At 67.0% G+C, this 26306-nt stretch carries 26 protein-coding genes (1 of these 26 running past the window's edge); 12 read left to right on the plus strand and 14 right to left on the minus strand.

The features are described from left to right. Positions 1-39: 39 nt before the first annotated feature. From AC58D2_RS00205 to AC58D2_RS00235, 7 genes are read right to left on the minus strand one after another with little or no spacing between them, the layout of a single operon-like run. Positions 40-852, minus strand: a complete 813-nt coding sequence (locus AC58D2_RS00205) for a TrmH family RNA methyltransferase (protein WP_497386160.1) — start codon at positions 850-852, stop codon at positions 40-42. Positions 853-856: 4 nt separating this feature from the next. Continuing rightward, a complete protein-coding gene (locus AC58D2_RS00210) occupies positions 857-1135 on the minus strand; it encodes an HPr family phosphocarrier protein (RefSeq protein ID WP_497386162.1) in 279 nt (92 codons plus the stop codon). Continuing rightward, positions 1132-1560 (minus strand): PTS sugar transporter subunit IIA, encoded by a 429-nt coding sequence (locus AC58D2_RS00215; RefSeq protein WP_497386164.1) that lies wholly within the window; start codon positions 1558-1560, stop codon positions 1132-1134. Before AC58D2_RS00215 ends, AC58D2_RS00210 begins: the two co-directional genes overlap by 4 nt. A gap of 14 nt (positions 1561-1574) precedes the next feature. Further along, the gene (gene rapZ / locus AC58D2_RS00220) at positions 1575-2513 is read right to left on the minus strand and encodes an RNase adapter RapZ (protein WP_497386166.1); all 939 of its coding nucleotides are present in this window, start codon (positions 2511-2513) and stop codon (positions 1575-1577) included. Continuing rightward, positions 2510-2956 (minus strand): HPr kinase/phosphorylase, encoded by a 447-nt coding sequence (locus AC58D2_RS00225; RefSeq protein ID WP_497386168.1) that lies wholly within the window; start codon positions 2954-2956, stop codon positions 2510-2512. The genes rapZ and AC58D2_RS00225 overlap by 4 nt, the downstream gene beginning before the upstream one ends. Before the next feature lie 53 nt (positions 2957-3009). Further along, the gene (locus tag AC58D2_RS00230; RefSeq protein ID WP_497386170.1) at positions 3010-4623 is read right to left on the minus strand and encodes a sensor histidine kinase; all 1614 of its coding nucleotides are present in this window, start codon (positions 4621-4623) and stop codon (positions 3010-3012) included. Then, on the minus strand, positions 4589-5299 hold the full coding sequence (locus tag AC58D2_RS00235; RefSeq protein WP_497386172.1) for a response regulator: 711 nt from the start codon (positions 5297-5299) through the stop codon (positions 4589-4591). The genes AC58D2_RS00230 and AC58D2_RS00235 overlap by 35 nt, the downstream gene beginning before the upstream one ends. Before the next feature lie 302 nt (positions 5300-5601). On the opposite strand from AC58D2_RS00235, the gene AC58D2_RS00240 reads away from it, so the two are divergent. Together AC58D2_RS00240 and AC58D2_RS00245 are read left to right on the plus strand one after the other, a co-directional pair. Next, positions 5602-7203 (plus strand): phosphoenolpyruvate carboxykinase, encoded by a 1602-nt coding sequence (locus tag AC58D2_RS00240; protein ID WP_497386174.1) that lies wholly within the window; start codon positions 5602-5604, stop codon positions 7201-7203. Positions 7204-7517: 314 nt separating this feature from the next. Next, positions 7518-7970: a hypothetical protein gene (locus tag AC58D2_RS00245; protein WP_497386176.1), complete on the plus strand. Its 453-nt coding sequence runs from the start codon at positions 7518-7520 to the stop codon at positions 7968-7970. A gap of 184 nt (positions 7971-8154) precedes the next feature. Here AC58D2_RS00245 and AC58D2_RS00250 read toward each other — a convergent pair whose 3' ends face one another. After that, on the minus strand, positions 8155-10029 hold the full coding sequence (locus tag AC58D2_RS00250; RefSeq protein WP_497386178.1) for a DUF885 domain-containing protein: 1875 nt from the start codon (positions 10027-10029) through the stop codon (positions 8155-8157). Between the two features lie 144 nt (positions 10030-10173). Next, a complete protein-coding gene (locus AC58D2_RS00255; RefSeq protein WP_497386180.1) occupies positions 10174-10566 on the minus strand; it encodes a DUF3597 domain-containing protein in 393 nt (130 codons plus the stop codon). A gap of 178 nt (positions 10567-10744) precedes the next feature. Here AC58D2_RS00255 and AC58D2_RS00260 point away from each other — a divergent pair, with 178 nt between their 5' ends. The 3 genes from AC58D2_RS00260 to AC58D2_RS00270 all read left to right on the plus strand — a co-directional run bounded on the left by AC58D2_RS00260 (position 10745) and on the right by AC58D2_RS00270 (position 13929). After that, the gene (locus AC58D2_RS00260; RefSeq protein ID WP_497386182.1) at positions 10745-11332 is read left to right on the plus strand and encodes a DUF937 domain-containing protein; all 588 of its coding nucleotides are present in this window, start codon (positions 10745-10747) and stop codon (positions 11330-11332) included. 69 nt (positions 11333-11401) lie between these two features. Then, positions 11402-12613: a cystathionine beta-lyase gene (gene metC, locus AC58D2_RS00265; RefSeq protein ID WP_497386184.1), complete on the plus strand. Its 1212-nt coding sequence runs from the start codon at positions 11402-11404 to the stop codon at positions 12611-12613. Then, complete coding sequence (locus tag AC58D2_RS00270; protein ID WP_497386186.1) at positions 12610-13929, plus strand: mechanosensitive ion channel family protein; 1320 nt, start codon at positions 12610-12612, stop codon at positions 13927-13929. The genes metC and AC58D2_RS00270 overlap by 4 nt, the downstream gene beginning before the upstream one ends. A 166-nt stretch (positions 13930-14095) precedes the next feature. Here AC58D2_RS00270 and ppa read toward each other — a convergent pair whose 3' ends face one another. Then, positions 14096-14632 carry an inorganic diphosphatase gene (gene ppa, locus AC58D2_RS00275; protein WP_497386188.1) on the minus strand — a complete coding sequence of 179 codons (537 nt, stop codon included), beginning with the start codon at positions 14630-14632 and terminating at the stop codon, positions 14096-14098. Between the two features lie 124 nt (positions 14633-14756). Further along, complete coding sequence (locus AC58D2_RS00280) at positions 14757-16700, minus strand: M61 family metallopeptidase (RefSeq protein ID WP_497386190.1); 1944 nt, start codon at positions 16698-16700, stop codon at positions 14757-14759. 261 nt (positions 16701-16961) lie between these two features. Between AC58D2_RS00280 and hisS the strand changes: the two genes are divergently transcribed. From hisS to AC58D2_RS00310, 6 genes are all read left to right on the plus strand, one after another. Then, positions 16962-18218, plus strand: a complete 1257-nt coding sequence (gene hisS / locus AC58D2_RS00285) for a histidine--tRNA ligase (protein ID WP_497386192.1) — start codon at positions 16962-16964, stop codon at positions 18216-18218. Between the two features lie 80 nt (positions 18219-18298). After that, positions 18299-19369 (plus strand): peptide chain release factor 1, encoded by a 1071-nt coding sequence (prfA, locus tag AC58D2_RS00290; protein ID WP_497386194.1) that lies wholly within the window; start codon positions 18299-18301, stop codon positions 19367-19369. 36 nt (positions 19370-19405) lie between these two features. After that, positions 19406-20284: a peptide chain release factor N(5)-glutamine methyltransferase gene (gene prmC / locus AC58D2_RS00295; protein WP_497386196.1), complete on the plus strand. Its 879-nt coding sequence runs from the start codon at positions 19406-19408 to the stop codon at positions 20282-20284. A 270-nt stretch (positions 20285-20554) separates the two neighbouring features. Next, on the plus strand, positions 20555-21334 hold the full coding sequence (locus tag AC58D2_RS00300) for a DUF4167 domain-containing protein (protein WP_497386198.1): 780 nt from the start codon (positions 20555-20557) through the stop codon (positions 21332-21334). Between the two features lie 76 nt (positions 21335-21410). After that, on the plus strand, positions 21411-22805 hold the full coding sequence (locus AC58D2_RS00305) for a DUF4139 domain-containing protein (protein ID WP_497386200.1): 1395 nt from the start codon (positions 21411-21413) through the stop codon (positions 22803-22805). A gap of 11 nt (positions 22806-22816) precedes the next feature. Next, the gene (locus tag AC58D2_RS00310) at positions 22817-24388 is read left to right on the plus strand and encodes a DUF4139 domain-containing protein (protein WP_497386202.1); all 1572 of its coding nucleotides are present in this window, start codon (positions 22817-22819) and stop codon (positions 24386-24388) included. Positions 24389-24394: 6 nt separating this feature from the next. Here the strand turns inward: AC58D2_RS00310 and AC58D2_RS00315 are convergent, their stop codons facing one another. Both AC58D2_RS00315 and AC58D2_RS00320 read right to left on the minus strand, forming a co-directional pair. Then, complete coding sequence (locus AC58D2_RS00315) at positions 24395-24790, minus strand: acyl-CoA thioesterase (protein WP_497386204.1); 396 nt, start codon at positions 24788-24790, stop codon at positions 24395-24397. Next, positions 24787-25089, minus strand: coding sequence for a hypothetical protein (locus AC58D2_RS00320; protein WP_497386206.1), 303 nt, complete (start codon positions 25087-25089; stop codon positions 24787-24789). The genes AC58D2_RS00315 and AC58D2_RS00320 overlap by 4 nt, the downstream gene beginning before the upstream one ends. Positions 25090-25241: 152 nt before the next feature. Between AC58D2_RS00320 and AC58D2_RS00325 the strand changes: the two genes are divergently transcribed. Next, a complete protein-coding gene (locus AC58D2_RS00325) occupies positions 25242-25667 on the plus strand; it encodes a CBS domain-containing protein (RefSeq protein ID WP_497386208.1) in 426 nt (141 codons plus the stop codon). 38 nt (positions 25668-25705) lie between these two features. Here the strand turns inward: AC58D2_RS00325 and AC58D2_RS00330 are convergent, their stop codons facing one another. Continuing rightward, positions 25706-26306 carry the end of a lipopolysaccharide biosynthesis protein gene (locus AC58D2_RS00330; RefSeq protein ID WP_497386210.1) on the minus strand. Its footprint extends 923 nt past the window's final position, so the window shows 601 of its 1524 coding nt (coding positions 924-1524); the start codon falls outside the window, past its right edge; it ends in the stop codon at positions 25706-25708.

A 26306-nucleotide genomic window follows, 5' to 3' on the forward strand; every position in this document is an offset into this window, starting at 1 on the left:
TCACCAAATGGCCGCCCGCTAAACCAAAGGCGCCGCCGCTCAGCGCCGCCGCTGGTTCAGCACCTCATAGGCCATCACCGCGCCGGCGACCGCGGCATTCAAACTGTCGGCCTTGCCCAACATCGGCATCTTCACACGCACGTCGGCGGCGGCGGCATAGGCTTCGGGCAGGCCCTGCGATTCATTGCCGATGAGGATGAAGGTCGGCGCGGCATAGCGCACCGCCTGATAATCCTGCGTATCGTCCCCCAGCCAGGTCGCGACGAGTTGCCCGGGCCCGGCGCGCAGCCACGGCAGGAAATCGTCCCAGCGCGCCTGTACCAGCCGCTGCGTGAAGATCGCCCCCATGCTCGCGCGCACCGCCTCGACGCCATAGGGGTCGGTCGATTCGTCCAGAAGGATCAGCCCGCCGGCGCCGACCGCGTCGCCGGTGCGCAGCATCGTGCCGAGGTTGCCCGGATCGCGCAGCCGCTCGGCCACCAGCCAGATCGGCGCCGCGTCGCGGTCGAGCTCGGCGAGCGTGGTCGTCGGTTCGGCATAGATGCCGACGATCGTCTGCGGATTGTCCTTGCCCGACAGTTTCGACAGGATCGCCGGCGTGGTGTCGACGACCTCGCCCCCGCGCGCCAGCGTCGCCTCGACCAGCGCCCCGGCCAGCGGATGCGCCGCGCCCTCCGCCCCGAGGAACAGCCATTGCGGGAGGACACCCGCCTCGCGCGCTTCGGTCGCGATACGCAGCCCTTCGGCGAGAAACAGCTCCTCGGCGCGCCGATGCCGCTTTTCGCGTAGCAGACGCATCCGCTTGACCAGCGGATTGGACAGGCTTTCGATACGGCTGCGACGGCCGGACATGAACTCAATCCTCGCCGAAGCTGTCCTTGACCAGCCCGACCAGTTTCAGCAGCGCGGCATCGGCGCCATCGCCGCTGGTGTGGATGGTGATGCTGTCGCCCTTGGCGGCGCCGAGCATCATCAGGCCCATGATCGACGTGCCGGCGACGCGGCTGCCGCCTTTTTCGACCTCGACCGAAACGCTTTCGGGCAGACGGCTGACGAAGGTCACGAATTTGGCGCTGGCGCGCGCGTGAAGACCGCGCTGGTTGGTGATTTCGACGGTCTCCGACAATTCGCTCAAAGGCCCACTCCCAGCATTTCCGAAGCGACCGATATATATTTCTGGCCTGCTTCGCGCGCCGCGATCACCGCAGGTCGCAATTCCATCGTTTTGCGCGCACTTTCCAGCCGGATCAACATCGGAAGATTGACCCCGGCGATGACCTCGGTCCGCCCGGCTTCGAGCAGGCTGATCGCAAGGTTCGACGGTGTGCCGCCGAACAGGTCGGTCAGCATGATCACGCCGCGTCCTTCATCGACGTCGCGGATCGCGTCGGCGATCTCCTGCCGCCGCATTTCCATATTGTCGTTGGGCCCGATGCAGACCGTGGCCACCGCGCGCTGCGGCCCGACGACATGCTCCATCGCGGTAACCATTTCCACGGCGAGTCGGCCGTGGGTGACGAGAACCATTCCGATAAGCGGCACGCTTTTGTCGCTAGGCATGCAGTCTGTGACCCTCAGTTTTTTCCGCCGGGTGCGGGAGAAGCGGGCGGGGGCTTGCCCTCAAGCCCATCTTGCGGGGCGGAGTCAAGGTTGCGGTGGCTGACGGTCGGCGCATGGCCGGCGTCGCGCAGCGTTCGTGCCACGCGCTCGGCGACATGGACCGACCGATGGCGCCCGCCGGTGCAGCCGAAAGCGACGGTGACATAGCTTTTCCCTTCCGCCCGGTAACGTGGCAGCAGAGCGACGAGCAGCGCCTCGATCTGCGCCACCGTCACCTCATAGGCGGGATCGGCGGCGATATAAGCCGAAACATCGGCGTCGAGTCCCGTTCCGGGACGCAGCGCCTTGTCCCAGTGGGGATTGCGCAGGTAGCGCATGTCGAAGACCAGATCGGCGTGGCGCGGCAGGCCGCGCGCGAAGCCGAAGCTCATCACGTTCAGTGCTGGCTCGTCGCTCTGGGTATCGGCAAAGCGGTGGCGGATTTCCTGCTGCAGGTCGTTGCTGGAATAGTTGGTCGTATCGACGACATGCTCGGCCCAGCGGCGCACCGGCTCCATCATTTCGCGCTCGCGGGCAATGCCGTCGGTCGCCGGACGGTCTTCGGCGAGCGGGTGGCGCCGTCGCGTTTCGGAGAAGCGGCGTTCAAGCTCCGCGCCCGCGCAATCGAGGAACAGCGTTTCGATCTCGCGGCCCCCCGCCTCGCGCAACTGCTTGATCCGCTTGACGAGCAATGCGGGTTTGAAGCCGCGGCTGCGGCTGTCGATGCCGACCGCGAGCGGGCGGTGCGTTTCGCTGCGCTGCGCCGGGGTTTCGATCAGCGGCTCGAGCAGCGAGAGCGGAAGGTTGTCGACAACCTCCCAACCCAGATCCTCCAGCACCTTGAGAACGGTCGACTTGCCCGCCCCGGAGAGGCCGGTAACGAGCAGCAGCCGCGGTTCGCCGGATGCGATCATACCCCGGGCGCCAGCCGCTCGAGCGCGATCATGATCTTGATCGGCGCCGAGGCCTCGAACGCGGAAAGAAGCAGCGCGGGCAGCGGACGTCCCGCAACGGTTTCGACCTGGTTCGCCGGTGGCATCCGGTCGTAACGATCGGTGAGGCGAACCGCGAGCGCGAGCGGGACGGGGGCGGTCCACGGGCGCTCGACGATGCCGATGCCGCGCACTTCGAGCTTTCCCGCCAGCGATTCGGGCGGGCGGCACCACAGCCGGCCGCGCTCGGCCCAGACGTCGCACCGGTCATCGGCGACGAGGCGCGCCCCGCGATCGATCAGGCGCAGCGCGAGGTCCGACTTGCCCTGCCCCGACTGGCCGAGGATCAGGACGCCGCCATTGCCCGCCACGACGCAGCTTGCATGGATGTTGACGATGTCGAAGGCGGTCCGGCTCGGAAGCATCGCGCAGGCTTAGCTATGCGCGTGCAGCGCCGCAAGCGTCCCGGCGCCCGACCCTAAGCGGCGTCAGCATTCTCCGCCGCGCGCAGGGTGATAAGCAGGCTCGCCCCCCGCTTGCCGTCCTCGCGGTCGCCTGCCGCGATCGTCCCGCCGTGACCCTCGACGATGGTTCGCGCGATGGCGAGGCCAAGCCCGCTGTGGCGGCCAAAGGCTTCCCCATCGGGGCGCTCGCTGTGAAAGCGCCGGAAAATCGCTTCGCGCTGCGCGGGCGGGATGCCGGGGCCGTCGTCGTCGACGCGAATGTGAACTTCGTCGCCGAGCCTGGTCGCGGCGATGCAGACGAGGGCGTCGGGGGGGGAGAAGCTGAGGGCATTGTCGATGACATTGTCGATCGCGCGTTCGATGCGGTGGCCGTCGCCCATGACCGTCGCGGTACCTTTTCGCGGGCGTGCGAAGGCGATTCGCGGTTGCGGGGCATCCCCGGACACGCGCGCTGCGCGCGCGGCGAGCATCGATTCGATCATCAGTCCGATGTCGATCGGTTCGAACAGGGTGCGCGACAATTGCGCGTCGATCCGGCTGGCATCGCTGATATCGGTGACGAGCCGGTCGAGCCGCCGGACGTCTTCGTCGGCGATCGCGAGCAGTTGCGCACGCTGGTCGTCGGTCCTGACGCGCCCGAGGCCTTCGATCGCCGAACGCACCGAAGCAATCGGATTCTTGAGTTCGTGCGTCACGTCGGCAGCGAAATGTTCCCCCGCGTCGATCCGTTCGCGCAGCGCCTGCGTCATGTCGCTGAGCGCGCGCGCGAGCGTGCCGATCTCGTCGCGGCGGCTGGGCAGGCGCGGAACGACGACTTCGCGTGCGCGGCCCAGGTGGACGCGCACCGCGGCCCGAGCCAGCTTGCGCAGCGGATGGACGATCGTGCGCGCGAGGAAGAGCGAAAGCAGCACCGAGGCGATCAGCACCATCGCAAGGACCACCGCGAGGCGAAAGCGTTCGGCGCGAACGGTGCGGGTGATGTCGCGCGCATTGAGCGTCATCAGCATCGCTTCGGGCGTTTCGAGGTCGACCACCCGCGTCGCGCTGAGCAGCGGGGTGCGTTCGGGCGCGTACCGGAAGCGCGCGGCTTCGCGGCCGCTGGCCAGTGCTTCGGCGACCTCCGGCCACGCCGACGCGCGATCGACACGCGGTTCCTCGAACTCGGGATAGTTGGGCGCGCCGACGATCCAGTCGATGCCGCGGTCCATGGCGCGCGCGACGTCGCGCTTCCAGGGCTGGAGGTCGGGATCGCGCAGCGTATAGGTCGGCGGCGCGTGCGCGAAGCTGTCGTCGATCTTGCGCCCACTCGCATCGTAAAAGCGCAGGCGCGATTCGGTGGCGCGGGTGAATTCGCCGATCAGCCGCTGCCGCTGGTCGGGGCGCGCCGCTTCGAGCGCGCTGTCGAGCATTGCAAGCTGGTCCTCCATCACCTCGATGCGCGTGTCGACGAGGCGGGTGCGATAGGTGTCGAGATAGAAGAAGCCGCCGGCGAGCAGCGCGACGGCGAGGATGTTGACCGCCAGAATGCGCGTGGTCAGCGACCAGCGCGCCGACCAGACGAGCGGCGCGTCCTCCTGGTCTGTGGTGCCGGCTTCAACCATCGTCGGAAAAGCGGTAGCCCGCGCCATAGAGGGTCGCGATCGCGTCGAATTCGGGATCGACCTCGCGGAACTTGCGCCGGAGCCGCTTGATGTGGCTGTCGATCGTGCGGTCGTCGATATAGACGTCGTCCTGATAGGCCGCGTCCATCAGCTGGTTGCGGCTGCGCACGATGCCCGGCCGCGCGGCGAGGGTTTCGAGGATCAGAAATTCGGTGACCGTCAGGGTGACGTCCCGGCCATCCCAGCTTACCTTGTGGCGCGCCGGATCCATCGTCAGCCGCCCGCGGGTTATCGGATCGGCGACCGGTTCGTCCTGGGCGTCGGCCGAATCGCGGTTGAGCTCGACGCGGCGCAGGATCGCGCGGATGCGCGCGATCAGCAGCCGCTGCGAGAACGGCTTCGAGATATAGTCGTCGGCGCCCATCGCAAGGCCCAGCGCCTCGTCGATCTCGTCGTCCTTGCTGGTCAGGAAGATGACCGGAAGCTGGCTCTTCTCGCGCAGGCGGCGCAACAGTTCGAGCCCGTCCATGCGCGGCATCTTGATGTCGAAAACGGCGAGGTCGGGCGGGTTGTCGATCAGCGGCTTCAACGCCGCCTCCCCATCCGAATAGACTCGCGTGACGAAGCCTTCGGCCTGAAGGGCGATCGACAGCGATTGCAGGATGTTGCGGTCGTCGTCGACCAGCGCGATGGTTGCCGTCATGCTCTTTTCGTCTTTAGCGGCTGCGATTGGGCGGCTTGGTGGCAAGGTCGACCGATCCTAACCGATTGGGGTAGAGTCGACAACTCTGTGCAACGCGCAGCGGTTCCGCCCCCGGCATGCGTCGCCGGGTCCGCACGACCGGGCCGTTAATCTTTTGACGCGCGGTCCCATCCTCGCTAACGCGATCCGGATTTCGGAATCGGCGACACCGTCGGCACCCATGCAAATGCGGGCCTGTCCCTTCGTTCGACAGGTTTTGCATAGGTATGCAAAGGGCCCGCGGCGACAGGAAAGGCGAGAGGATGACGAAGATGATGATCGGCAACCAGAGCGTGGACACGCGCGCGGACGTGGCCGAAAATCTGGGCACGGCGCAGCTTGTCGAAGAGGCGGTCCGCCACGGCGAGGGCCTGCTCGCCAAGGACGGTCCGCTCGTCGTCGCGACCGGCAAGCACACCGGGCGCAGCGCCAAGGACAAGTTCATCGTCCAGGACGAGGAAACCGCCGAAACCATCTGGTGGGGCAAAACCAACGTCCCGATGACGCCCGCGCATTTCGCGGCGCTGAAAGAGGATTTCCTCGCGCATCTGGCGAGCCGCGAGCGCCTCTATCGCCAACAGCTCTTCGGCGGCTCGCAGCCGGAATATCGCGTCGGCGTGCAGGTGGTCACCGAATATGCCTGGCATAGCCAGTTCATCCGGACGCTGCTGTGCCGTCCAAGCGCCGCCGAACTCGCGGCGTTCGAGACCGATTACACGATCGTCGACCTGCCCAGCTTTCGCGCCGATCCAGCAAGGCACGGGACGCGCAGCGAGACGGTGATTGCCGTCAATTTCTCCGAAAAGCTCGTGCTGATCGGCGGGACCGCCTATGCCGGCGAGATGAAGAAGTCGGTGTTCGGCATCCTCAACTATCTGCTCCCGGCCCGGGGCGTGATGCCGATGCATTGTTCGGCGAACATCGGCCCCGACGGCGATACCGCGGTCTTCTTCGGCTTGTCGGGCACCGGCAAGACCACATTGTCCGCCGATGCGTCGCGCACGCTGATCGGCGACGACGAACATGGCTGGTCGGACACCGCCGTCTTCAATTTCGAGGGTGGCTGCTACGCGAAGATGATCCGCCTGTCGGAAGACGCCGAACCCGAAATCTATGCGACGACGAAGCGATTCGGGACGGTGCTCGAAAATGTCGTGATCGACCTCGAAACGCGCGAACTCGATCTCGACGACAACAGCCTCGCCGAGAACAGTCGCGGTTCCTATCCGATCGATTTCATCCCGAATGCTTCGGCGCGGAACATGGGTCCGGTGCCGCGCACCGTCATCATGCTGACGGCGGACGCCTATGGGGTGTTGCCGCCGATCGCGAAGCTGACGCCGGAGCAGGCGATGTATCACTTCCTGTCGGGCTATACCGCGCGCGTCGCGGGAACCGAGATCGGCGTGACAGAGCCCGAAGCGACCTTTTCGACCTGTTTCGGCGCGCCCTTCATGCCGCGCCACCCCTCGGTCTATGGCAATCTGCTGAAAGAGCGCATCGCAAAGGGACAGGTCCAGTGCTGGCTCGTCAACACCGGCTGGACCGGCGGCATGGCGACGATGGAGGGCATCAGCCGCATGCCGATCAAGGCGACGCGCGCGTTGCTCAACGCGGCGCTCGACGGCAGCCTTAACGACGCGGAGTTCCGCAAGGACCCGAATTTCGGTTTCGAATATCCGGTCGCGGTGCCAGGGGTCGACAGCGCGATCCTCGATCCCCGCAATGCGTGGGCCGACAAGGCCGCCTATGACCGCACCGCGCAGGTGCTGGTTCGGCAATTCATCGACAATTTCGCGCAATTCGCGGACCATGTCGACGAGGGCGTCCGCCAGGCCGCGCCGCAAACGGCCGTCGCTGCCTAGGGTCAGGACCCATTAATTCCACGTTCGAGGCGTCGAAATGGCGAAGATATCGGGTTCGGGCGGGTGCAGCGGGTAGCATCGCTACCCGCAAGGCCGCGCGAGCCTGAGATCGAAGCCATTTCGACGTCCCTCCGGGATTTGACCGATTTTGCCCATGGCATCGTCGAAAGGTCTTGAAATATCGACATATTCCTTCGCCCCTTCTCCTCGCCCTGAGCAAAATCGTTTCAAACCTCGATCGCGGAATTAATGGGTCCTGACCCTGGGCCATCCGGGTCCTCTCGGGTGGCGCATTCACCCGGAAGGACCGGACAATGACCACCGACCACCCCGTCCGCCTGTTCGCGGACGACGATGAAATCCGGGCGCTTGGCGAGGGGCTTCTTGCCTGTGCCTTGCCGCGCGAGGCCTGGACGCACGAAGCGCATCTGGCCGCTTGCCTGTGGCTGCTCGCCGAGCGCCCGGATATCGACGTCGATGCTCGGATCGCCGGGCTGATCTGCGCGTTCAACGAAAGCGTCGGCGGGGTGAACGACGACACGCAGGGCTATCACGACAGCATCACCCGCGCCTATGTCGCCGGGGTACGCCTGTTCCTGTCGGAAACGCGCGAGACGGGCCTTACGGCGCGCGTCAATGCGCTGCTCCGCTCGGACATGGGCCGCCGCGACTGGCCGCTACGCTTCTACAGCCGCGAGCTGCTCTTTTCGGTGCCAGCGCGGCGGGGGTTTGTCGAACCCGATCTGAGGCCTTTGCCCCGGAATTGAAGGCGTCTCGCACAAAGCCGCGAAGCCACGAAGAAATTCCGAAGTCGTTCGCCCTGAGCTTGTCGAAGGGCCGTTCTTCCTCCGACGTCAGAAGGACGGTGCTTCGACAAGCTCAGCACGAACGGAGATGGAATATTCTTGGTGGCTTCGTGTCTTCGTGCGAGCCAAATAATAATGGCGCAGCCTATCCCTGCTTCGCCCCCGCAATATATTCGTCGACATTCTTCGCGAGCACGTCGAGCGGGACGTTGCCGCCCTCGACGACGATATTGTCATAGTCGCGCAGATCGTATTTCGGTCCGAGGGCCGCCTGGGCGCGGCCGCGCTGGCGGACGATCTCGCTGTGTCCGACCTTGTAGCCGCACGCCTGCCCCGCCCAGCTGCAATAGCGATCGACTTCGCTCGCGACCTCGAGCGGGTTCGATCCGTTGCGTTCGACGAAAAATTTGACCCCCTCCTCGCGCGTCCAGCGCTTGGCATGGATGCCGGTGTCGACGACGAGGCGGCAGGCGCGGAACGCGAGCGACTGGAGATAGCCGAGGCGCCCGACTTCGAAATCGTCATACAGGCCGAGTTCGTCGACGAGTTGCTCGGCATAGAGCGCCCAGCCTTCGCTATAGGCGTTGAACGCGAGCATCGAACGGATCAATGGCATCTGATTGGCATATTCGCCCTGCCAGACATGACCCGGCAACGCTTCATGCGCGGCGAGGTCGGGGAGCGAATATTTGCTGTGCAGGTCGGTCGTGCGCAGGTTGATCCACATCTTGCCGGGGATCGTTCCGTCGATCGACCCCGCGCCGCCATAGGCGGCGGGCGCGCCGGGTTCCTCGGCGAGCGGCAGGCGCTTCACTTCGACATTGCCCTTTACCAGGGTGCGAAAGGCGCGCGGCAATTCGGCGCGAATCCTGCCCAGCCAGGTCTGGATATAGGCCTTGATCTCTTCGCGCCCCTTGTCGCCCTCCGGAAATTTATAGCGCGGGTCCTTCGCGAGCGCCTGCATCCGGGCGCCGACCGATCCCTGCGTATAGCCCAGCTTTTTCAGGATCGGATCCATCCGCCCGTGGAGTTCGGCAAGCTGGTCGATCCCCATGCGATGCACCTCGTCGGGCGTCATGCGCGTCGTGGTCGAGGCGCGCAGGCCCCACGCATACCATTCGTCGCCGCCGGGGCGCGCCCACAGGCCGGCATCCATCGTCGCCTGCGCGCGCTGGGCCTTCAGGGCCGCGATCTGCCGCTCCAGCGCCGCTGCGACCGGACCTTTCGCGATCGCCGCCGCGCGAGCGTCCCAGTCGCCCGCCAACCCCGCGGCGCGCGCCTTGTCGGCCAGGCTCTCGGCCAGGCTGCCGCCGCGGCGAGCATCGGCGAGCGTCGCCTCCATCTGGGGCAGCGCCTTGTCGATCAGGAAGGCGGGGGCGATCAGCCCCTGGGCACCCGCGGCGCGAAGCCGCTCGGTCTCGCCGTCGAGGACGCCGGGAAAGGCGTTGAGCCGCGCCAGATAGGCTTCGGCATCGGCGCCCGTCTTGACCGGCTGGTCGCTGCCGAGCAGGCGCGGCACGTCGAGATAGGCGCCGACATTCTGGATCACGACATAGGGCGTGTTGCGCCAGCCGCCGACCGCGACGTCGCCATAGGGCAGCGCGAAGCCGTCGAGCGCGGTGGCATAGGCGCTGTCGATCACCGCGAGGCTGGTGCGCGTCGCATGGTCGAGCCCCGCGGTGTCGACGGCGCGGACGCGCGCCAGATCGGCCTTGAGCGTATCGGCGAGCGCCGCAATTCCGGCAGGAGACCGGTCGGACAGTTCGCCGCGCATCGCGGCGCGTGCGCCCGTGTCGATGCCGAGCGCGGTCGCACCCTCGGGCGAGTGGTCGAGAAGATTGTCGGCAATGCTGTCGAGCAGGGCGGCCGCGGTTCCGGTTTCGCCGCCGGTTCCGGGAGGGGGCGGCGGGATCACCGCCATGTCGTCGGGGATGCCGCCGCCGCACGCGGCGAGCGTCAGGCCCGCGGCGCCGGTGCCGAGCGTCGCGAGCGTCTGGCGGCGGCTGAGGCGGGTGGACATTGGTGCGGACATGCGAAAGCTCCCCTTGCGACCTTGGTTTCGGTTGAAACAAGTCTTGGAGGGCAAGCGCGCCGGGGTCAATGGAAAGGGGCCACGGAACAAAAGCGCGGCCCCTCCTTGGCTTAGGGTCGATACCGGCCGGGTTCAGTCGGTCAGGTCGGCAGGCACCTTGCCGCCGTTTGCGGCGAGTTCGCGCATCACCGCCTTGTGCAGCCAGATGTTCATCTCGGCGCTGCCGTTAAGCTCGCCGGTATAGCCCAGTTCCTGGGCCAGTTCCTTGCGGTTGGCGAGGCTGGGGTCGATGTCGAGCAGCTTCATCAGGTCGACGATCGAGGTACGCCAGTTGAGCGGCTGGCCCGCCTTCGCGGCTTCGGCGGCGAGGATCGCCTCGACATCGACCTCGCTGATCGGAGCGGGGGCCGCGGGCTGGGGCGCGGCCGGCGCGGCGACCGGCGTTGCGGGGGCGGCGGGAGCCGGCTCGGAGGCCTCTGCCTTCTTGCCGAAAATCGCGTCCTTGATCTTGCTGAAAATACCCATGTCATATGCTCCCACTGAATAATGCGGTCCGGTCCCGACCGCGGACGGCCGCAATACCGCACCCTAAATCTAGCCACGGCAGGATGACAGCGAAATGAATGGCTCGTTCTCCGCCCCTCGGCTGCTATACCTACCCGCAACGGCGCCTTTCGATCCGCGCCGTAGTGGGAGAATTTGCATGAACCTGACCGACATCCTGCAACAGGCGGGCGGCATCGAATCGATGGCGCAGGAACTTGGTGTCTCGCCCGCGATGGCGCAGCAGGGCGCCGACGCTTTGCTGCCCGCGATCCTGGGCGGGTTCCAGAAGCAGGCGCAGGGTGGCGGCGCCGACGGTTTGGGCGGCCTGATCGCCGGGCTGGGCGGCGGCGGCCTGCTCGACGCCGTGCTCGGGCCGCAACCGACGCCGGTCGGGCAGGGCAATGAGGTGCTCGGCCAGATATTCGGGTCGAAGGACGTCAGTCGCACCGTCGCGAGCCACGCGGCCTCACAGACGGGACTCGACAGCACGCTGCTCAAGAAGATGCTGCCGATGCTCGCGATGATCGTCGCGGGCTATATGGCGAAACAGGGCGGCGGACAGGCTGGCGGCAGTGGCGGGGGACTGGGCGGGATGCTCGGCAATGTCCTCGGCGGCGTGATGGGCGGCGGCGCGGCGGCGGGCGGGCTTGGCGGCCTTGGCGGGCTGGGATCGCTGCTCGATCGCAACGGGGACGGCAATCCGCTCGACGACATACTCGGCATGGCGGGCAAGCTCGGCCGCTAGACGCCCCGATCCTTCGGGAAATCGCGGGGCGCACTGGATTTTGCGCACGGCTGCGGTAACAAGGGGGCGATGAGCAAGAGCGACGATCCGACCCTCCGCCCCGCGACGAAACTGGTGCAGGGGGGGCGACGGGCCGAGTGGACAGGCGACTCGCGGCTCGGCGGCGGAGTCGTCAACCCCCCCGTGTGGCGGGCTTCGACTGTCCTTTATGACTCGATCGCCGACATGAAGGCGCGGGGCCAAGCGACCCACGACAAGCTCTATTACGGCCGGCGCGGGACCCCGACGGTGTGGGCGCTCTGCGATGCGCTGACCGGTATGGAGCCGGGGGCGGAAGGGACATTGCTCTATCCCTCGGGGGTCGCGGCGATCACCTCTGCGCTGCTCGCGCTGCTCGCGCCCGGCGACCACCTGTTGATGGTCGACACCGCCTATGAGCCGACGCGGCAGTTCTGCGGCGGGATGCTGGGGCGTTTCGGGGTCGAGACGAGCTATTACGATCCGCTGATCGGCGCTGGCATCGCCGAGCTGATTCGCCCCGAAACGAAGCTGATCTTCCTCGAATCGCCGGGCAGCCTGACCTTCGAGGTGCAGGACGTGCCCGCGATCACGCGGGTCGCGCGCGAGCGCGGGGTCGTGACGATGCTCGACAATACCTGGGCGACGCCCTTGCTCTTCCCGGCGCTGGCGCACGGGATAGACGTGACGATGATGAGCCTGACCAAATATGTCGGCGGGCATTCGGACGCGATGATGGGCTCGCTCACCGCAACGCCGGCGCTCTGGCCGCGGCTGCGCAAGGCGACCTATCAGCTTGGCCAGTCGGTCACCGCCGACGAGTGCGCGCTGATGCTGCGCGGGCTGAGGACGCTCGACGTGCGGCTGGCGAGGCATGGCGAAAATGCGCTGGCGGTCGCCGAATGGCTGGCCGCGCGCGGCGACGTGGGGCGCGTGCTGCATCCGGCCCTGCCGGCCGATGCGGGACATGCGCTCTGGGCGCGCGACTTTTCGGGCGCCAGCGGCCTGTTCGGTTTCACGCTGAGGGGGGCGGACGATGCGGCGCGCGGGCGCTTCATCGACGCGCTCGAGCATTTCGGCCTGGGGTTCAGCTGGGGCGGCTACGAAAGCCTGGCGGTTCCCGCCGACCCCGCGACGATCCGCACCGCAACCGAGTGGCGCGACCCCGACGCCCTCGTCCGCCTGTCGATCGGACTGGAGGACCCGGCCGACCTGATCGCCGACCTCGAGCGCGGCTTTGCGGCGATGGGGGGCGGCGCATGATCGACGAACTGCTCGTCCGTATGGGCTTCCCGCGCATCGCCGATGCGCAGCTGGCCGAAATCGGCATTGCGGCGATGGTCGGGGGCGCGGCGCTGCTTGCGGGCTGGTTCGTTCGGCGCAAGATCGGGCCGCGGATCGCCGGCTGGCTGCATGGCCGCGATATCCAGGCGCCGGGGCCGCTGACCGAAAGGGCGCCCGCTCTGCTGGGCTGGGCGACCGCCCTGCTGTGCGCGTCGATCGGCTGGGGCGCCTGGCCCTGGGACCCTTATGCCGGCCTCTTGCTCGGGGCGATCGTCGCGCTGACCGCGGCCGCGGCGGTGCGCAATGTCGTTCTGGGCGTCGGACTCGGCGCGGTGCCGGCCCTTCTCATCGCTGCCGCAGCCTTCGTCGCGCTGCTGTCGCATGCGGTCGGCGGCTTGACGCTCTTGCAGGCGCGGCTGGACAGCGTCGGATTTTCCGCGGGGAAATTCCATTTCTCGCTGCTGACGCTGATCAACGTCGCGCTGACCCTTCTGATCCTGTTCCTGCTGGTGCGGATCGGCAACCGCATCGTCCGCCGCGTCGTGCGGGGCGGCAAGGATCTCGATCCGACACAGCAATTGCTGGTCGAAAAGATCGCGGGCGTCGTGATCGTCGTCGCCGCCTTTTTCGTCGGCATCGACCTCCTCGGCATCGACCTGACCGCCTTTGCGGTCTTTTCGGGCGCCCTGGGGCTGGCGGTCGGATTCGGACTGCAAAAGACCTTCGGCAACCTGATCGCGGGAATCATCCTGTTGATGGATCGCTCGATCAAGCCCGGCGACGTGATCGTCGTCGCCGACTCGGTCGGGCGGGTGAACAAGATCGGGGTGCGCGCGGTGTCGGTCATCACGCGCGACGGCAAGGAACATCTGGTCCCGAACGAACTGTTGATGACCGAGCGGGTGGAGAATTGGAGCTATTCGAGCCGCGAGGTGCGCGTGCGCATGGCGATCGGGGTGAGCTATGACGCCGACCTGCGGCTGGCGCAGCAATTGATGCTCGATGCCGCGGCCGAATCGCCGCGCGTACTAACGTCGCCGGCACCCGTGTGCTGGATCACCGGTTTCGGCGACAGCAGCGTGGACCATGAACTGCGCATCTGGATCACCGATCCCGAAGGCGGGCTTGGCAATGTGCAGGGCGACGTGTTCCTGCGTATCTGGGACAAATTCAAGGAATCGGGAATCGAAATCCCGTACCCGCAGCGCGACGTGCATGTTCGCACGCTGCCCGAGGGGGCGCAAAAGAAAGCGCCCGCCGCGGCAAAGCCGAAGCGGGCGCCCAAAACATCCTGACCGGGATTGGATTTTTCCGGTCGATGTTGAATCACCCTTCCCCTTCAGGGGGCCGGGGGTGGGCCCTATCGGCCTTGCGCAGGGCTTCGAGACCCCACCCCAACCCCTCCCCTGAAGGGGAGGGGCTTAGGTCTGCCTCAATCAAAACCGGAAAAACCCTAAGGGCTCAGAATCCCTTCGCCTTGGCGCGTTCGATGCCTTCGACGATGATGCGCTTGGCTTCGTCGACGTCGCCCCAGCCGTCCAGCTTCACCCATTTGCCGGGCTCGAGATCCTTATAGTGGGCGAAGAAATGCTCGATCTGCTGGAGCACGATCGGCGGCATGTCCTGATAGCTTGCGACATCCTTGTAATAGGGGAAGGTCGAGTTCACCGGGACGCAGAGCAGCTTCTCGTCGCCGCCGGCATTGTCCTCCATCCGGAGCACGCCGATCGGACGGCATTTGACCACGGCGCCGGCGACGACCGACGAGCGCGCGACGACCAGCGCATCGAGCGGGTCGCCATCGTCGCCGAGGGTATGGGGGATGAAGCCGTAATTGGCGGGATAGCGCATCGGCGTGTGCAGGAATCGATCGACGAACAGCGCCCCGGATGCCTTGTCGAACTCATATTTCACCGGCTCGCCGCCAATCGGCACCTCGATCAGCACGTTCAGGCTGTCGGGCGGGCTGTCGCCGGCGGGGATGAGGTCGATGCGCATGGGAGAGAATTCCTTCGTTCTTTAATTCGCGGCGCCCCTTAGCCTGCTGCGCCGCACAAAGTCGAGAGCCCCGCGGCGCTTTTTGCGCGCGCGGGGCTCGAACATGCGGCCGTTCGGGGGCGAATCAGAGCGCGCGTTCAGGCTTGAACAGGCGCTCGAACCAGTCGGGGCCGGTGCCGCTCTTTTCGAGCCACGGCCAGCGCAGCCCGCCGTGATAGTCGATCTCGACGGTGCGATAGCGGCCGCCGCGTTCGACAAGCAGCCGGATCGGGGCCTTCGCGTCGGTCGCCGCCGCCTTGATGGCGGTCTCGATCCGCTCCTTGCTATAGGCGACGCCGTCGACCGCGACGATCTTCGTCCCGTTGACGATGTCGGCGCGAAAGGCCGGGCCGTCCCACAGGATGCTTCCCGCGATACCATCCTTGTCGATCGTCATCCCGAGCGAATGGGTGAGGTCGTAACTTTTGGAGAGCGCCATGCGCGCCTTGTCATAGGCGTTGGGCGTGTCGCGCCAGACGAGCGCATAGCCGGCCTTCTCGATCCCGCCGACCGGCGCTGCGGCGCCCGGCCGTTGCAGGCGCTGGCGCAGGAAGCCCGCCCAGTCATAAGGGTAGATCTTGTTGAGGGTGGCGGCGACATCGTCGAATTCATAGGTGACTTCGCCCCAGTCGCCCTCGCGCCCGCCGAAAAACAGCTTGGCGAAATCGTCGAGGCTTTTCCGGTTGTTGGTCGCGTTGCGGATCAGCATGTCGGCCTCCAGCCAGACGAGCGATCCTTCGTTGTAATAATCCTCGGTGCGCGACCAGCTCGGGAATGGCTTGGGTTTGCGCGCCGCAATCACCGGATCGAGCGTCGTATCCTCGACCGAGCGCCAACTGCGCCCCGGCTGGACGCTGTACCAGGCGGCGCTCGTCGCCCATTGCGCGAGCGCGAAATCCTTTGACTGCATGCCCGACCGCGCGGCGAGCACGATATCCCAATAGCTCGTCTGCCCTTCATATACCCAAAGGAGGTTGTCCTGCATCGGGGTTCGGTAGTCGGGGGTCCACAGCTTCCCCGGGCGGCGGTACTTGCCGTTCCAGCTGTGGGTCAGTTCGTGCGGCAACAGCCCACGCAGCACCTCGCCATCGTTCCACTCGGTGAAATAATTGGGCTTGCTGCTGTTCTCGCTGCTGCGATGATGTTCGAGCCCGATGCCGCCGAGTTCGTCGGTCAGCGCGAGCAGAAACTCGTAATGGTCGAAATGGCGCGTGCCGAACAGCGCGACCGCCTCTGCCACCAGCGCCGCGTGATGCGCGATCTGGTCGGGCTTCGCCTCCAGATACTGCGCTTCGTCGGCGACGACGTTCAGCGTGACATTGTGCCCCAGGTCCCATTTGCGGAAATATTTGCCCGCGAACATCGGGCTGTCGACCAGCGTTTCATAGCTCGTCGGCGCATAGCTGTAGCGGTTGCCGGCGACCTTCAACCCGTCGAGCGCCGCGGCGCCGGTCCATCCCTGCGGCAGGGTGACGTCGAGCTGCACCGGAATCTGCCGCGTGAAGGTTCCCGCCGGATACAGGCTGACCTGTTCCCATTGCAGGTTCATGATTGCCGGCGTGACGACGACGCGGCCCTCGCTCGAACGGGTCGGCGACAGGAAATCGAACGCGACGTCGACGCTCTTTGCGCCCTCCGGCACGTCGATGTCGAAGGCATAGACGTCGGTCGGCTGGCGCGTCCACGCCAGCGTCTTGCCGCCGGCGCTCGCCTTGAAGCCCGCAAGTTCGGCGATCGCGCCGCGGGGCGCATGCTTGCCGGGGAGCCATTCGGGATAGAGCAGCGTCAGCTTGCCGCCCCTGGCGACCGGGATCGTCTGGCGCACGTGAAAGATGCCGCGCGCCACGTCGGTCGCATCGACCTTCAGCACCATCGTGCCCGGATAGGGCTTGTCGGCGGGCAGCGGCACGACATGGGGCTGAACCGTCAGGCCGGGAGCGCTGTTGCCGGTCTGCGCGTCGGTGGTGGCGGGGGTGAGGGCGAAGGGCGCGGCGAGAAGGGCCGCTGCGACGAACGGTGCTGTTTTCATGGCGGCCGTTACTGCCTTGAAACGGGGCGAAGGTCCAGCATCGCAATGCCTTCTCCTCTTGGGAGAAGGATATGCAGCCTTGCCGCTGCAAGCGGTTAGGCGAAGTTGGATGAGGGTTTCCAACGAGACTGGCGGCCGCGCCGTCCGCTCCCCTCACCCAGCTGCGACTAGCCAGCCAGCTGGCAAGTCTTCGCAACCCTCTCCCGACGGGAGAGGGGAGTGGCTTTGCCTTTGCCGCAAAAAGCATTAGACGCCGCCGCCATGAGCAAGGACAAGCCCGCCAGAATCCCGACGCCGCAGGCTGTGCGCGGCACGCAGGACATGCTCGGCGATTTCGCCGACCGTTTCGCTTATGTCGTCGAGACGTTCGAGCGCGTGCGCCGCCTCTATGGCTTCAAGCGCGTCGAGGTGCCGGTGATCGAACCGACCGCGGTGTTCGCGCGCTCGCTGGGCGAAACCACCGATGTCGTGTCGAAGGAAATGTACAGCTTCGAGGATCGCGGCGGCGAATCGATCACGCTGCGCCCCGAATTCACCGCGGGGATCGCGCGCGCCTATATCACGAACGGCTGGCAGCAGTTCGCGCCGCTGAAGGTCGCGACGCACGGGCCGCTGTTTCGCTACGAGCGCCCGCAAAAGGGACGCTATCGCCAGTTCCACCAGCTCGACGCCGAAGTGATCGGCAGCGACAGCCCGCTCGCCGATGCCGAACTGCTCGTCTTCGCCGACCAGCTTTTGAAGGAGCTGGGGATCGCCGAGGGGGTGACGCTGACGCTCAACACGCTGGGCGATGCGACAAGCCGTGATGCGTGGCGCGGCGCGCTCGTCGAGCATTTCGCGGCGCACAAGGGCGAACTCAGCGAGGACAGTCTCGCGCGGCTCGACAAGAATCCGCTGCGCATCCTCGACAGCAAGGACCCCAGGGACCGCCCGGTCGCCGACGGCGCGCCCGACATCGACGCTTTCCTGACCGGCGAGGCGCAGGATTTCTTTGGCGCGGTCACCGCCGGGCTCGACGCCGCGGGCGTCGCGTGGGAGCGCAACGCGCGGCTGGTGCGCGGGCTCGACTATTATCGCCACACCGCGTTCGAGTTCGTGACCGACCGGCTCGGCGCGCAGGGCACGGTGCTCGGCGGCGGGCGCTACGACGGGCTGATCGAGGCGCTCGGCGGACCGCCGACCGCGGCGGTCGGCTGGGCGGCGGGGATTGAGCGGTTGGCGATGTTGCTCGACAGCGATGCGATCGACAACCGGCTCGACGTCGTGATTGCGGTCGAGGACGATGGCCAGCTCGCCCGCGCCATGCAGACGCTGGCGGCGCTCCGCAGCGGCGGTTTTGCGACCGAGATCGTCGCCGCCGGCTCGCCGCGCAAACGTTTCGACAAGGCCGCGAAGATTCCTGCCCATGCGCTGATGTCTATCGGCACACGCAACGGTGCTCCCTATGTCCACATTCGGGGCGACAGCGAGCGGGCGAAACATGTCGAGGCCTATCTTCAATCGTCACCCCGGACTTGATCCGGGGGCCACACGACGCTTGGGACAATGGATCCCGGATCGAATCCGGGATGACGAAGATTTGAAGTGACTGTGAGCAGATGACCACCATCCCCGAAAAGCAGATCGATGCGATCATCGAACGGCACGCCGCCTTGCAGGCGCGGATGGCGACGGGGGATATGGCGCCCGCCGATTTCGTCGCGGCGTCGAAGGAGTTCGCCGAACTCGAGCCCGTCGCACAGGCGGCGCGCGAGGTGATCCGGCTGCGCGGCGAGCTGGTGTCGCTGAAAGAGATGCTCGGCGACCCCGAAATGAAGGCGATGGCCGAGGAGGAGATCGGCGCGATCGAGGCGGCGCTTCCCGCCGCCGAACATGCGCTTGCGGTCGGGCTGCTGCCGAAGGACGTCGCCGACGAGCGCGCCGCGATGCTCGAAATCCGCGCTGGCACCGGCGGCGACGAGGCGGCGCTGTTCGCGGGCGACCTGCTCCGCATGTACAGCCGCTACGCCGACACGCAGGGATGGAAGGTCGAGATCATCTCGGCGAACGAGGCCGAGGTCGGCGGCTACAAGGAAGTCGTCGCGTCGGTGAAGGGGCAGGGGGTTTTCGCCAAGCTGAAATTCGAAAGCGGCGTCCACCGCGTCCAGCGCGTCCCCGTCACCGAAAGCGGCGGGCGCATCCACACCAGCGCCGCGACCGTCGCGGTGCTGCCCGAGGCCGAAGAGGTCGATGTCGCGATCAACGACAATGACCTGAAGATCGACATTTATCGCGCAAGCGGAGCGGGCGGGCAGCATGTCAACACGACCGACAGCGCGATCCGCATCACGCATATTCCGAGCGGCCTCGTCGTCATTCAGCAGGATGAGCGCAGCCAGCACAAGAACCGCGCGAAAGCGATGCAGGTGCTGCGCTCGCGGCTGTTCGACCTCGAACGCTCGAAGCGCCACGATGCCGAAGCATCCGCGCGCAAGGCGATGGTCGGATCGGGCGATCGCTCCGAGCGCATCCGCACCTATAATTTCCCGCAAGGCCGCGTGACCGATCACCGCATCAACCTGACGCTCCACCGCCTGCCCGAGATTCTGGAAGGTGAGATGGCCGAACTGATCGATGCGCTGATCGCCGAGGACGAGGCGCAGCGGCTCGCGGGGCTGGGTGACAATTGATTCCCCTCCCGCATGCGGGAGGGGCTAGGGGTGGGCATGTCAGCATCCGACGACTCTGACCGCGCCCACCCCCCGGCCCCCTCCCGCAAGCGGGAGGGGGAGGCAAGCGCAGCCCTCCGCGACGCCGCCGCGCGCCTCTCCGGCGTTTCGGAGACGCCGCGGCTCGATGCCGAACTTCTGATGGCGCATGCGCTGGGTGTCGAGCGCAACCGGATGCTGCTCGATCCGTCGCGGTTCGCCGTGCCCGGGGGCTTCGAGGCGATGGTCGCACGGCGGCTGGCGCACGAGCCCGTCGCCTATATCGTCGGCTATCGCGACTTCTGGACGATCCGGCTCGCGGTCGGCCCGGGCGTGCTGGTCCCGCGGCCCGACAGCGAGACGCTGATCGAGGCGGCGATCGCGCATTTCTGCGCGCGCGCGCCGCAGACCATCCTCGATCTTGGCACGGGTCCGGGCACGCTGCTCCTTGCCGCGCTCGCTGAATGGCCCGAAGCGCGCGGCCTTGGCGTCGACGCAAGCGAGCCCGCGCTCGGCTATGCGCGCGCCAATGCCGACCGGCTGGGCCTGGCGGGTCGCGCGACATTCCGGGTCGGCGATTGGGGGCGGGGGGTCGGCGGCCGGTTCGACCTGATCCTGTGCAACCCGCCCTATATCGCGGCAAACGAAACGCTGATGCCGGACGTCGCGGGGCATGAGCCTGGCGAAGCACTGTTCGCCGGTGCCGACGGGCTCGACGATTATCGCCGCCTGATCCCGGACCTGCCGCGCCTGCTGGCGCCGGGTGGCGCGGCGTTGCTTGAAATCGGCGCGAGCCAGCATATCTCGGTATCGGCCCTGGCCCGCGCGGCGGGCTTCGCGGTGGAAGGACGCCGCGATCTCGGCGGCCGCGACCGCGCCCTGGTGCTGACACTTTGAACCGGCTTGTGACAGAAATCGCTTGGTTTCGCCGGCAAAGCGCGGTAGGGGGCAGCCACAGGCCCGATCGGGGCCCCGCAGACGGTGCCCGTGCATCGATCAAGGGGGCTGGCGGACCTGCTTCCCAACCGAGGCGCCCCGGCGAAAGGGATTTCGCAGAGGCGGTGAAGGGCAAGAACCCGCGGCGACGCGGGATGCGATCGGCGCAAGCGGCGCGATCGGCCAAAAGGGGTTTGGCATAGCTTTTCGACAGGAAGTTTTCAGTTGACCATGAACAACCGGCAGAGTGGCCGCCGGCGCGGCCGCAACAACAACAATAACAATCGGTCGCAATCGGGCGGGCGCGGGGGCGTCGACCAGGCGAACCGCATCGACAGCAGGGCGCGCGGCAATGCCGTCCAGATGATCGAGAAGTACAAGAATATGGCGCGCGACGCGCAGCTCGCCGGTGATCGCGTCCAGACCGAATATTATCTCCAGTTCGCCGACCATTATTTCCGCGTGCACAGCGATTTTCGCGCGCGCCAGGAAGAAAAGCAGGGTCACAGCGGGCAGGATCGCGGCCATGACCGCCAGCGCGAAGTGCGCGGCGTCGAGGATTTCGACGGCCACGACGATGGCGATACCGACAGCGACGGCGATACCGAGCGTAGCGACACCCGCTCGCAGGGCGGTCGCGACCGCGACGAGGACGAAGGCCGCGGCACCCGGCAGCAGCAGGGCCGCGGGCGACGGAGTCGCGACCGCGATTCCGACCGTGCGGACGGCGATGGCGGCAACGACGATGCGGCACCCGGCAAGGCCGAGGCCGCGTCCGACGACGCCGATGAAGCGCCGCGCCCGGCGCGCCGCCCGCGCCGCGCGCGCAGCCAGGACGGCGACGGCGGCGGGAAGGCCGCGGGAATCGACAGCGCCGCTCTGCCTCCGGCGATCGGCCGCGGCGAGCGCGCCGAAGCCGAGGGCGGCGAGAGCGAGGACGCCCCCGCCCCCAAGCCGCGCCGCACCCGCCGGACCGCGCCGCGCGCGACCGGCGTCGAGGCTGCCGAATAAGCCGTTCGATTTCGGCTGGTTTTTCCCGGTCGCATCGCATAGCCTTGCCCCGACACCGCGTTGGGGGAGAGCGATTATGCGCGCGTTGCCGGGACTCTATGGGGCGCTTTTTCTGGTCGGCGCCTTCGCGGCTCCGGTCGCCACGGCCCAGGATGGCGCGGGCGGCACCGCGCAGGGCGACGTCGCCGTCACCATCTATAACAATGGTCAGTCGCTGGTGCAGGACGATCGCCGGCTGCGCGTGACGGCGGGACGCAACCGGATCGAATTTCCCGACGTCTCGGCGCGTATCCGTCCCGAAACGGTGACGCTGTCCGGCCCCGGGCTGTCGATCGTGGAGCAGAATTTCGATTTCGACCTGCTGACCCCCGACAAGCTGATGGACAAGGCGGTTGGTCAGACGATCACGCTTGTCCGCACCAACCCCGCAACGGGCGCCGAAAAGATCGAGCGCGCAAAGGTGCTCGCGGCGAACGGCGGCATCGTCCTCCAGATCGGCGACCGGATCGAGGTGCTGCGCGACGACGGCCTGCCGGTGCGGGCAGTGTTCGACCGCCTGCCGCCGAACCTGCGGGCGCGCCCGACCCTGTCGGTAACGGTCGAGGCGGCACAGGCGGGGACCGTGCCCGCGCGTCTGTCCTACCTGACCCCCAATCTTGGCTGGACCGCCGATTATGTCGCGCTGTTCGACGCCGCGAAGGGCGCGATGGACATGCAGGGCTGGGTGACGCTGACCAACAATACCGGCACGACGTTCGACAATGCGCGCACGCTTCTCGTCGCGGGCGATCCCAACGGCGGCGGCGGCCGGTTCGGCGGGTTGAGCGACGCGATGGACAGCGCCGGGACCGAATCGAACGATCGCGAGCGGCTCGGCGACTTCTATCTCTATCCGCTCGACCGCCGCACGACGATCGCCAACGCCCAGCAGAAGCAGGTGAGCTTTCTCGATGTGAAGGGTGCGCCCGCGCGGTCGACCTATGAATATGTCAATCGCTGGCTTGGCAGCAGCACCGAGCCCGTCAGCGCGGCGAGCGTGCTGCGCTTCTCGACGTCGCGCGCGGGCGGCCTCGGCGACCAGCTCCCCGCCGGGACGATCCGCGTCTATATGCGCGACGCGCGCGGCGATCCGCAGTTCATCGGCGAAAATCGCATCGACCATACGCCGATGGGATCGGCGATGTCGCTGCGCACCGGCGACGCGTTCGACGTCAAGGTCCAGCCGACCGTCGTTTCGCGCACGCGCAAGGGCGGCGCGCGCTGGATCACGAAGATGCGCTATACCGTCAGCAACGCGCGGGGCGAGCCGGTGACGGTGAACCTTGCCCAGGACGGATTGTGGGGCGATGTGCGCGTCGACGACGAAAGCCTGAAAGGCGAGCGCGTGTCGGCCGACCGTATCGAATGGCAGGTGCCGGTGCCCGCGAACGGCAAGGTCGACGTCACCGCTACCTTCGATTCGCGCTATTGAGGCGGCGGGCCGTGCGGGCGCTCCCGCTGCTGCTTCTGGTCGCGGCGTCGCTCGCGCCGATTTCGGTGCGCGCGCAGCCCGACGCGCCGGTGGTGGTGTCGGCCGCCGCGGACGACGTCGCGCTCACCGTCTATCGCGCGCCGAATCGCGGTAGCGGCGGCATCGACGCGCGCTGGCCGCGGGGCTTTGCCTTTATCACCGAAACGCGCGAGGTGACGCTGCCCGCCGGGCCGGCGGTCGTGCGCTTCGAAGGCGTTGCCGAGGGTCTGCTTCCCGAAAGCGCGGTGGTCGGCGGCTTGCCCGAAGGCGTCGTCGAAAAGAATCGCGACGCCCGGCTATTGTCGCCCGCGGGGCTGGTCGACGCCTATCTCAAGCGGCGGGTCACGCTGCACCGCACGAACCTCGCGACCGGCAAGGTGCGCGAGGAGGAGGCGGTGATCCAGGCGGGGCCGAACGGCGGCGTGATCCTGGAAACCGATCGGGGGTTCGAAGCCCTTGGCTGTTCGGGCCTGCCCGAACGGATGCTCTATCCGCGCGTACCGAAGGATGTGTCGGCAAAGCCGACGCTGTCGGTCCTCATCGAAAGCCGGACCGCGCGCGTCGTCACGATAGAATTGCTCTATCTGGCAGAGGGGTTCGACTGGTCGGCGAACTATGTCGCGAACCGGTCGGCGGACGGGCGCGCGCTCGATCTGACCGGATGGGTGACGGTCGCCAACGGCGGGGTGACGAGCTTTCCGAACGCGCAGCTCAACGTGATCGCGGGGCGGCTGAACAAGGTTTACAGCCTGCCGCTTCCGCGCAGTACGCCGGGGCCGCTGCGGCTGCGCTGCTGGCCGATGGACAACACCAGCACCCATCCGCTGTGGGGATTGGCGCCGGTCGACGAAGCCTATGGCGGCATGATGGCCGACGCCGAGAATATCGTGGTGACGGGAAGCCGCGTGGCCGCGCCGGCCCCGTCTGCCCCGCCGCCTCCTCCTCCTCCTCCCCCGCCGCCGCCGCCCGAGGATCTGGGCGACCTTAAATTCTATCGCATCCCGTTTCGGGTCAACGTCTCGGCACAGGGGCAAAAGCAGGTCGCGCTGCTCGCCCGCGACGGGGTTGCGGTCGAGCAACTCTATGCGGCGACGCTTTACAGCTATGGCGATGATCGGCCGCAGCCGATGACGCTGCGGCTGCGCGCCCGGAACGACGAAGCCGGCGGGCTGGGGCTGGCGCTGCCCGCGGGATCGGCGGCGGTCTTCGAATCGGTGGCGGGCCGCCGCCTGCTGGTCGGCGAAGCGAAGATCGGCGACAAGGCAAAGGGCGAGCGGGTCGATTACGATATCGGATCGAGCCCCGCGGTCCGGTACCGCATCCGGCGCCTGCCCGATTCGGAGGCGCAGGATTATCGGTCGTGGGAGGTGACGGTCACCAACGCGCGGCCCTTCGACGCCGACGTCGAAGCGCTTGTCCCCTTTGCGCTCGATCCAGCGCCCGAGGGGTGGGAGCGCCGCGGGAGCAACTGGGTATGGCGGGTGACGGTGCCCGCGAACGAAAAGGTCGTGCGCGTCTTTCGGCAAAAGCTGAAGGGCGATTGAGCCCGTTCAGGCGGGTGGCAGCGGGCGCGGCCGGTGATTCTCGTCGAGCGCGACGAAGGTGAAAAGGCCGCTCGTCACCATCACTTCGGTTTCGCCGCGGTCGCGCGTCGCGAGCACTTCGATGCGGATTCCCATCGACGTACGTCCCCGCCGTTCGAGATGTGCGTAGACCGAAATGATGTCGCCGAGCAGGATGGGCGCGATGAACTCCATTGCCTCGATCGCGACCGTCGCGGTTGGCCCTTGCGCGATTCGCCCCGCGACGATGCCGCCCGCGATGTCCATCTGGCTGAGCACCCAGCCGCCGAAGATATGGCCGTTGGCGTTGATGTCGGCTGGGCGCGGCACGACGCGCAGAATCGGATCGGGGCGCGAGGGCAGGTTGTGAACGGTATCGGTCATGGGTTCATTTCCGGGTCGTCTTCGAACGGGTCTTTGATCGATTCGTCGTGGCCGCTGCCGCTCGACAGGAAGACGAGCCCCATCAACGCGGCGCCCAGCATCACCGACAGGCCGACGCCCGCCGCGGTCGCGATCATCATGTGAATGGTCAAGGCGTCCCCCATCGACCAGCGCAGGTAGGACAGCGCACCGACGACCGCGACCAGCGACACGATCGTCATGCCGCGCATAAGCCGGCGATAGCGGGCCCATGCGATTCGCGAGGTTTCGCGATTGTCGAGAGGGGAGGGTTTGACCATCGCGCGCCCTCATGGACGAAGGCGGGGCCAAGGCCAAGGGGGCATCGCGGGGATATGGCGCCCGGCGCTTCGGCCCGGCGGCAAATCGTGATATCCTGAGCGACGAAAAGCGAAAGCAAGGAAGCAAGGAAGCAAGGAAGGGAGCGGGACTCATGACGATTGGAGCGATTTTGCACGGGCGCACGGGCGCGGTGATTTCGGCACGGCCCGCCGACACGGTGCGCGCGGTGGTCGACCTGCTCGCGCAGCATCGCATCGGCGCCGTCCCGGTCGTCGACGGCGATTCGATCGTCGGCATTTTTTCCGAGCGCGATCTGGTGCGCCTGACCTCTTCCTATGGCCCCGACGCGCTCGACCGGCGAATCGACGATGTAATGACGAAATCGCCCGTCACCTGCGAATCGTCGATGGCTGTGATGGGAGCGCTGTCCCAGATGACGCAAAAGCGCATCCGGCACCTGCCTGTCGTCGACGGCGGACGACTCGTGGGATTCGTGTCGATCGGCGATCTGGTCAAATATCGCATCGACAAGATCGAGGCCGAAGCCGCGGCGATGCGCGACTATATCGCGTCGTGACGATTCGTCGCCGCTAGCGCGGCAACCGGCCGGCGGCGTCAGCCGGCCGCATCGACCGCCGGGGGCTGGCGCCGGATCACGAGTCGCATCACTTCGGATATCGCGTCGCGCTCGAGCAGCCAAAGGAGCGCGCCATAGAGCAGCGCGCCCATCGCGACGAGCAGCGCGAGGCGAATCGGCGCGGCGGGCATCAGCGGCGCGAGCAGCCATTGATCGGTCAGCGCGACGGCGATCGCCATCACGAGCGCGGGAGCGAGCCCGGGCAGCATCGCGCGCGCGACCTGCCACAGCGAGATGCCGAGTTGCGGCGCGGTCATCCGCGCGGACAGGAGGAACAGCAGCGGCGCGGCGACGAGCCAGGCCCAGGCGATGCCGATCAACCCCCAGCGCGCGCCGACAAGAAAGCAGGCCGGGAAGAGAATCGCGCCGCCGAGCGACGAGAGCATGGTCACGAACGGCTTGCCGAGCGCGTTGTTCACCGGTGCGAAGAGGATCTGCACCGTCATGAAGATAAGGGCGAGCGACAGGATCTGGATATAGGGCACCATGCCGAGCCACTTCGTGCCGAACAATGTTTCGACCATCGGCGCCGCGGCCACGGCAAGCCCGCAATAGAAGGGTGCCGCAAGCAACATCAGC

This window comes from Sphingopyxis sp. CR5 (assembly GCF_059693785.1).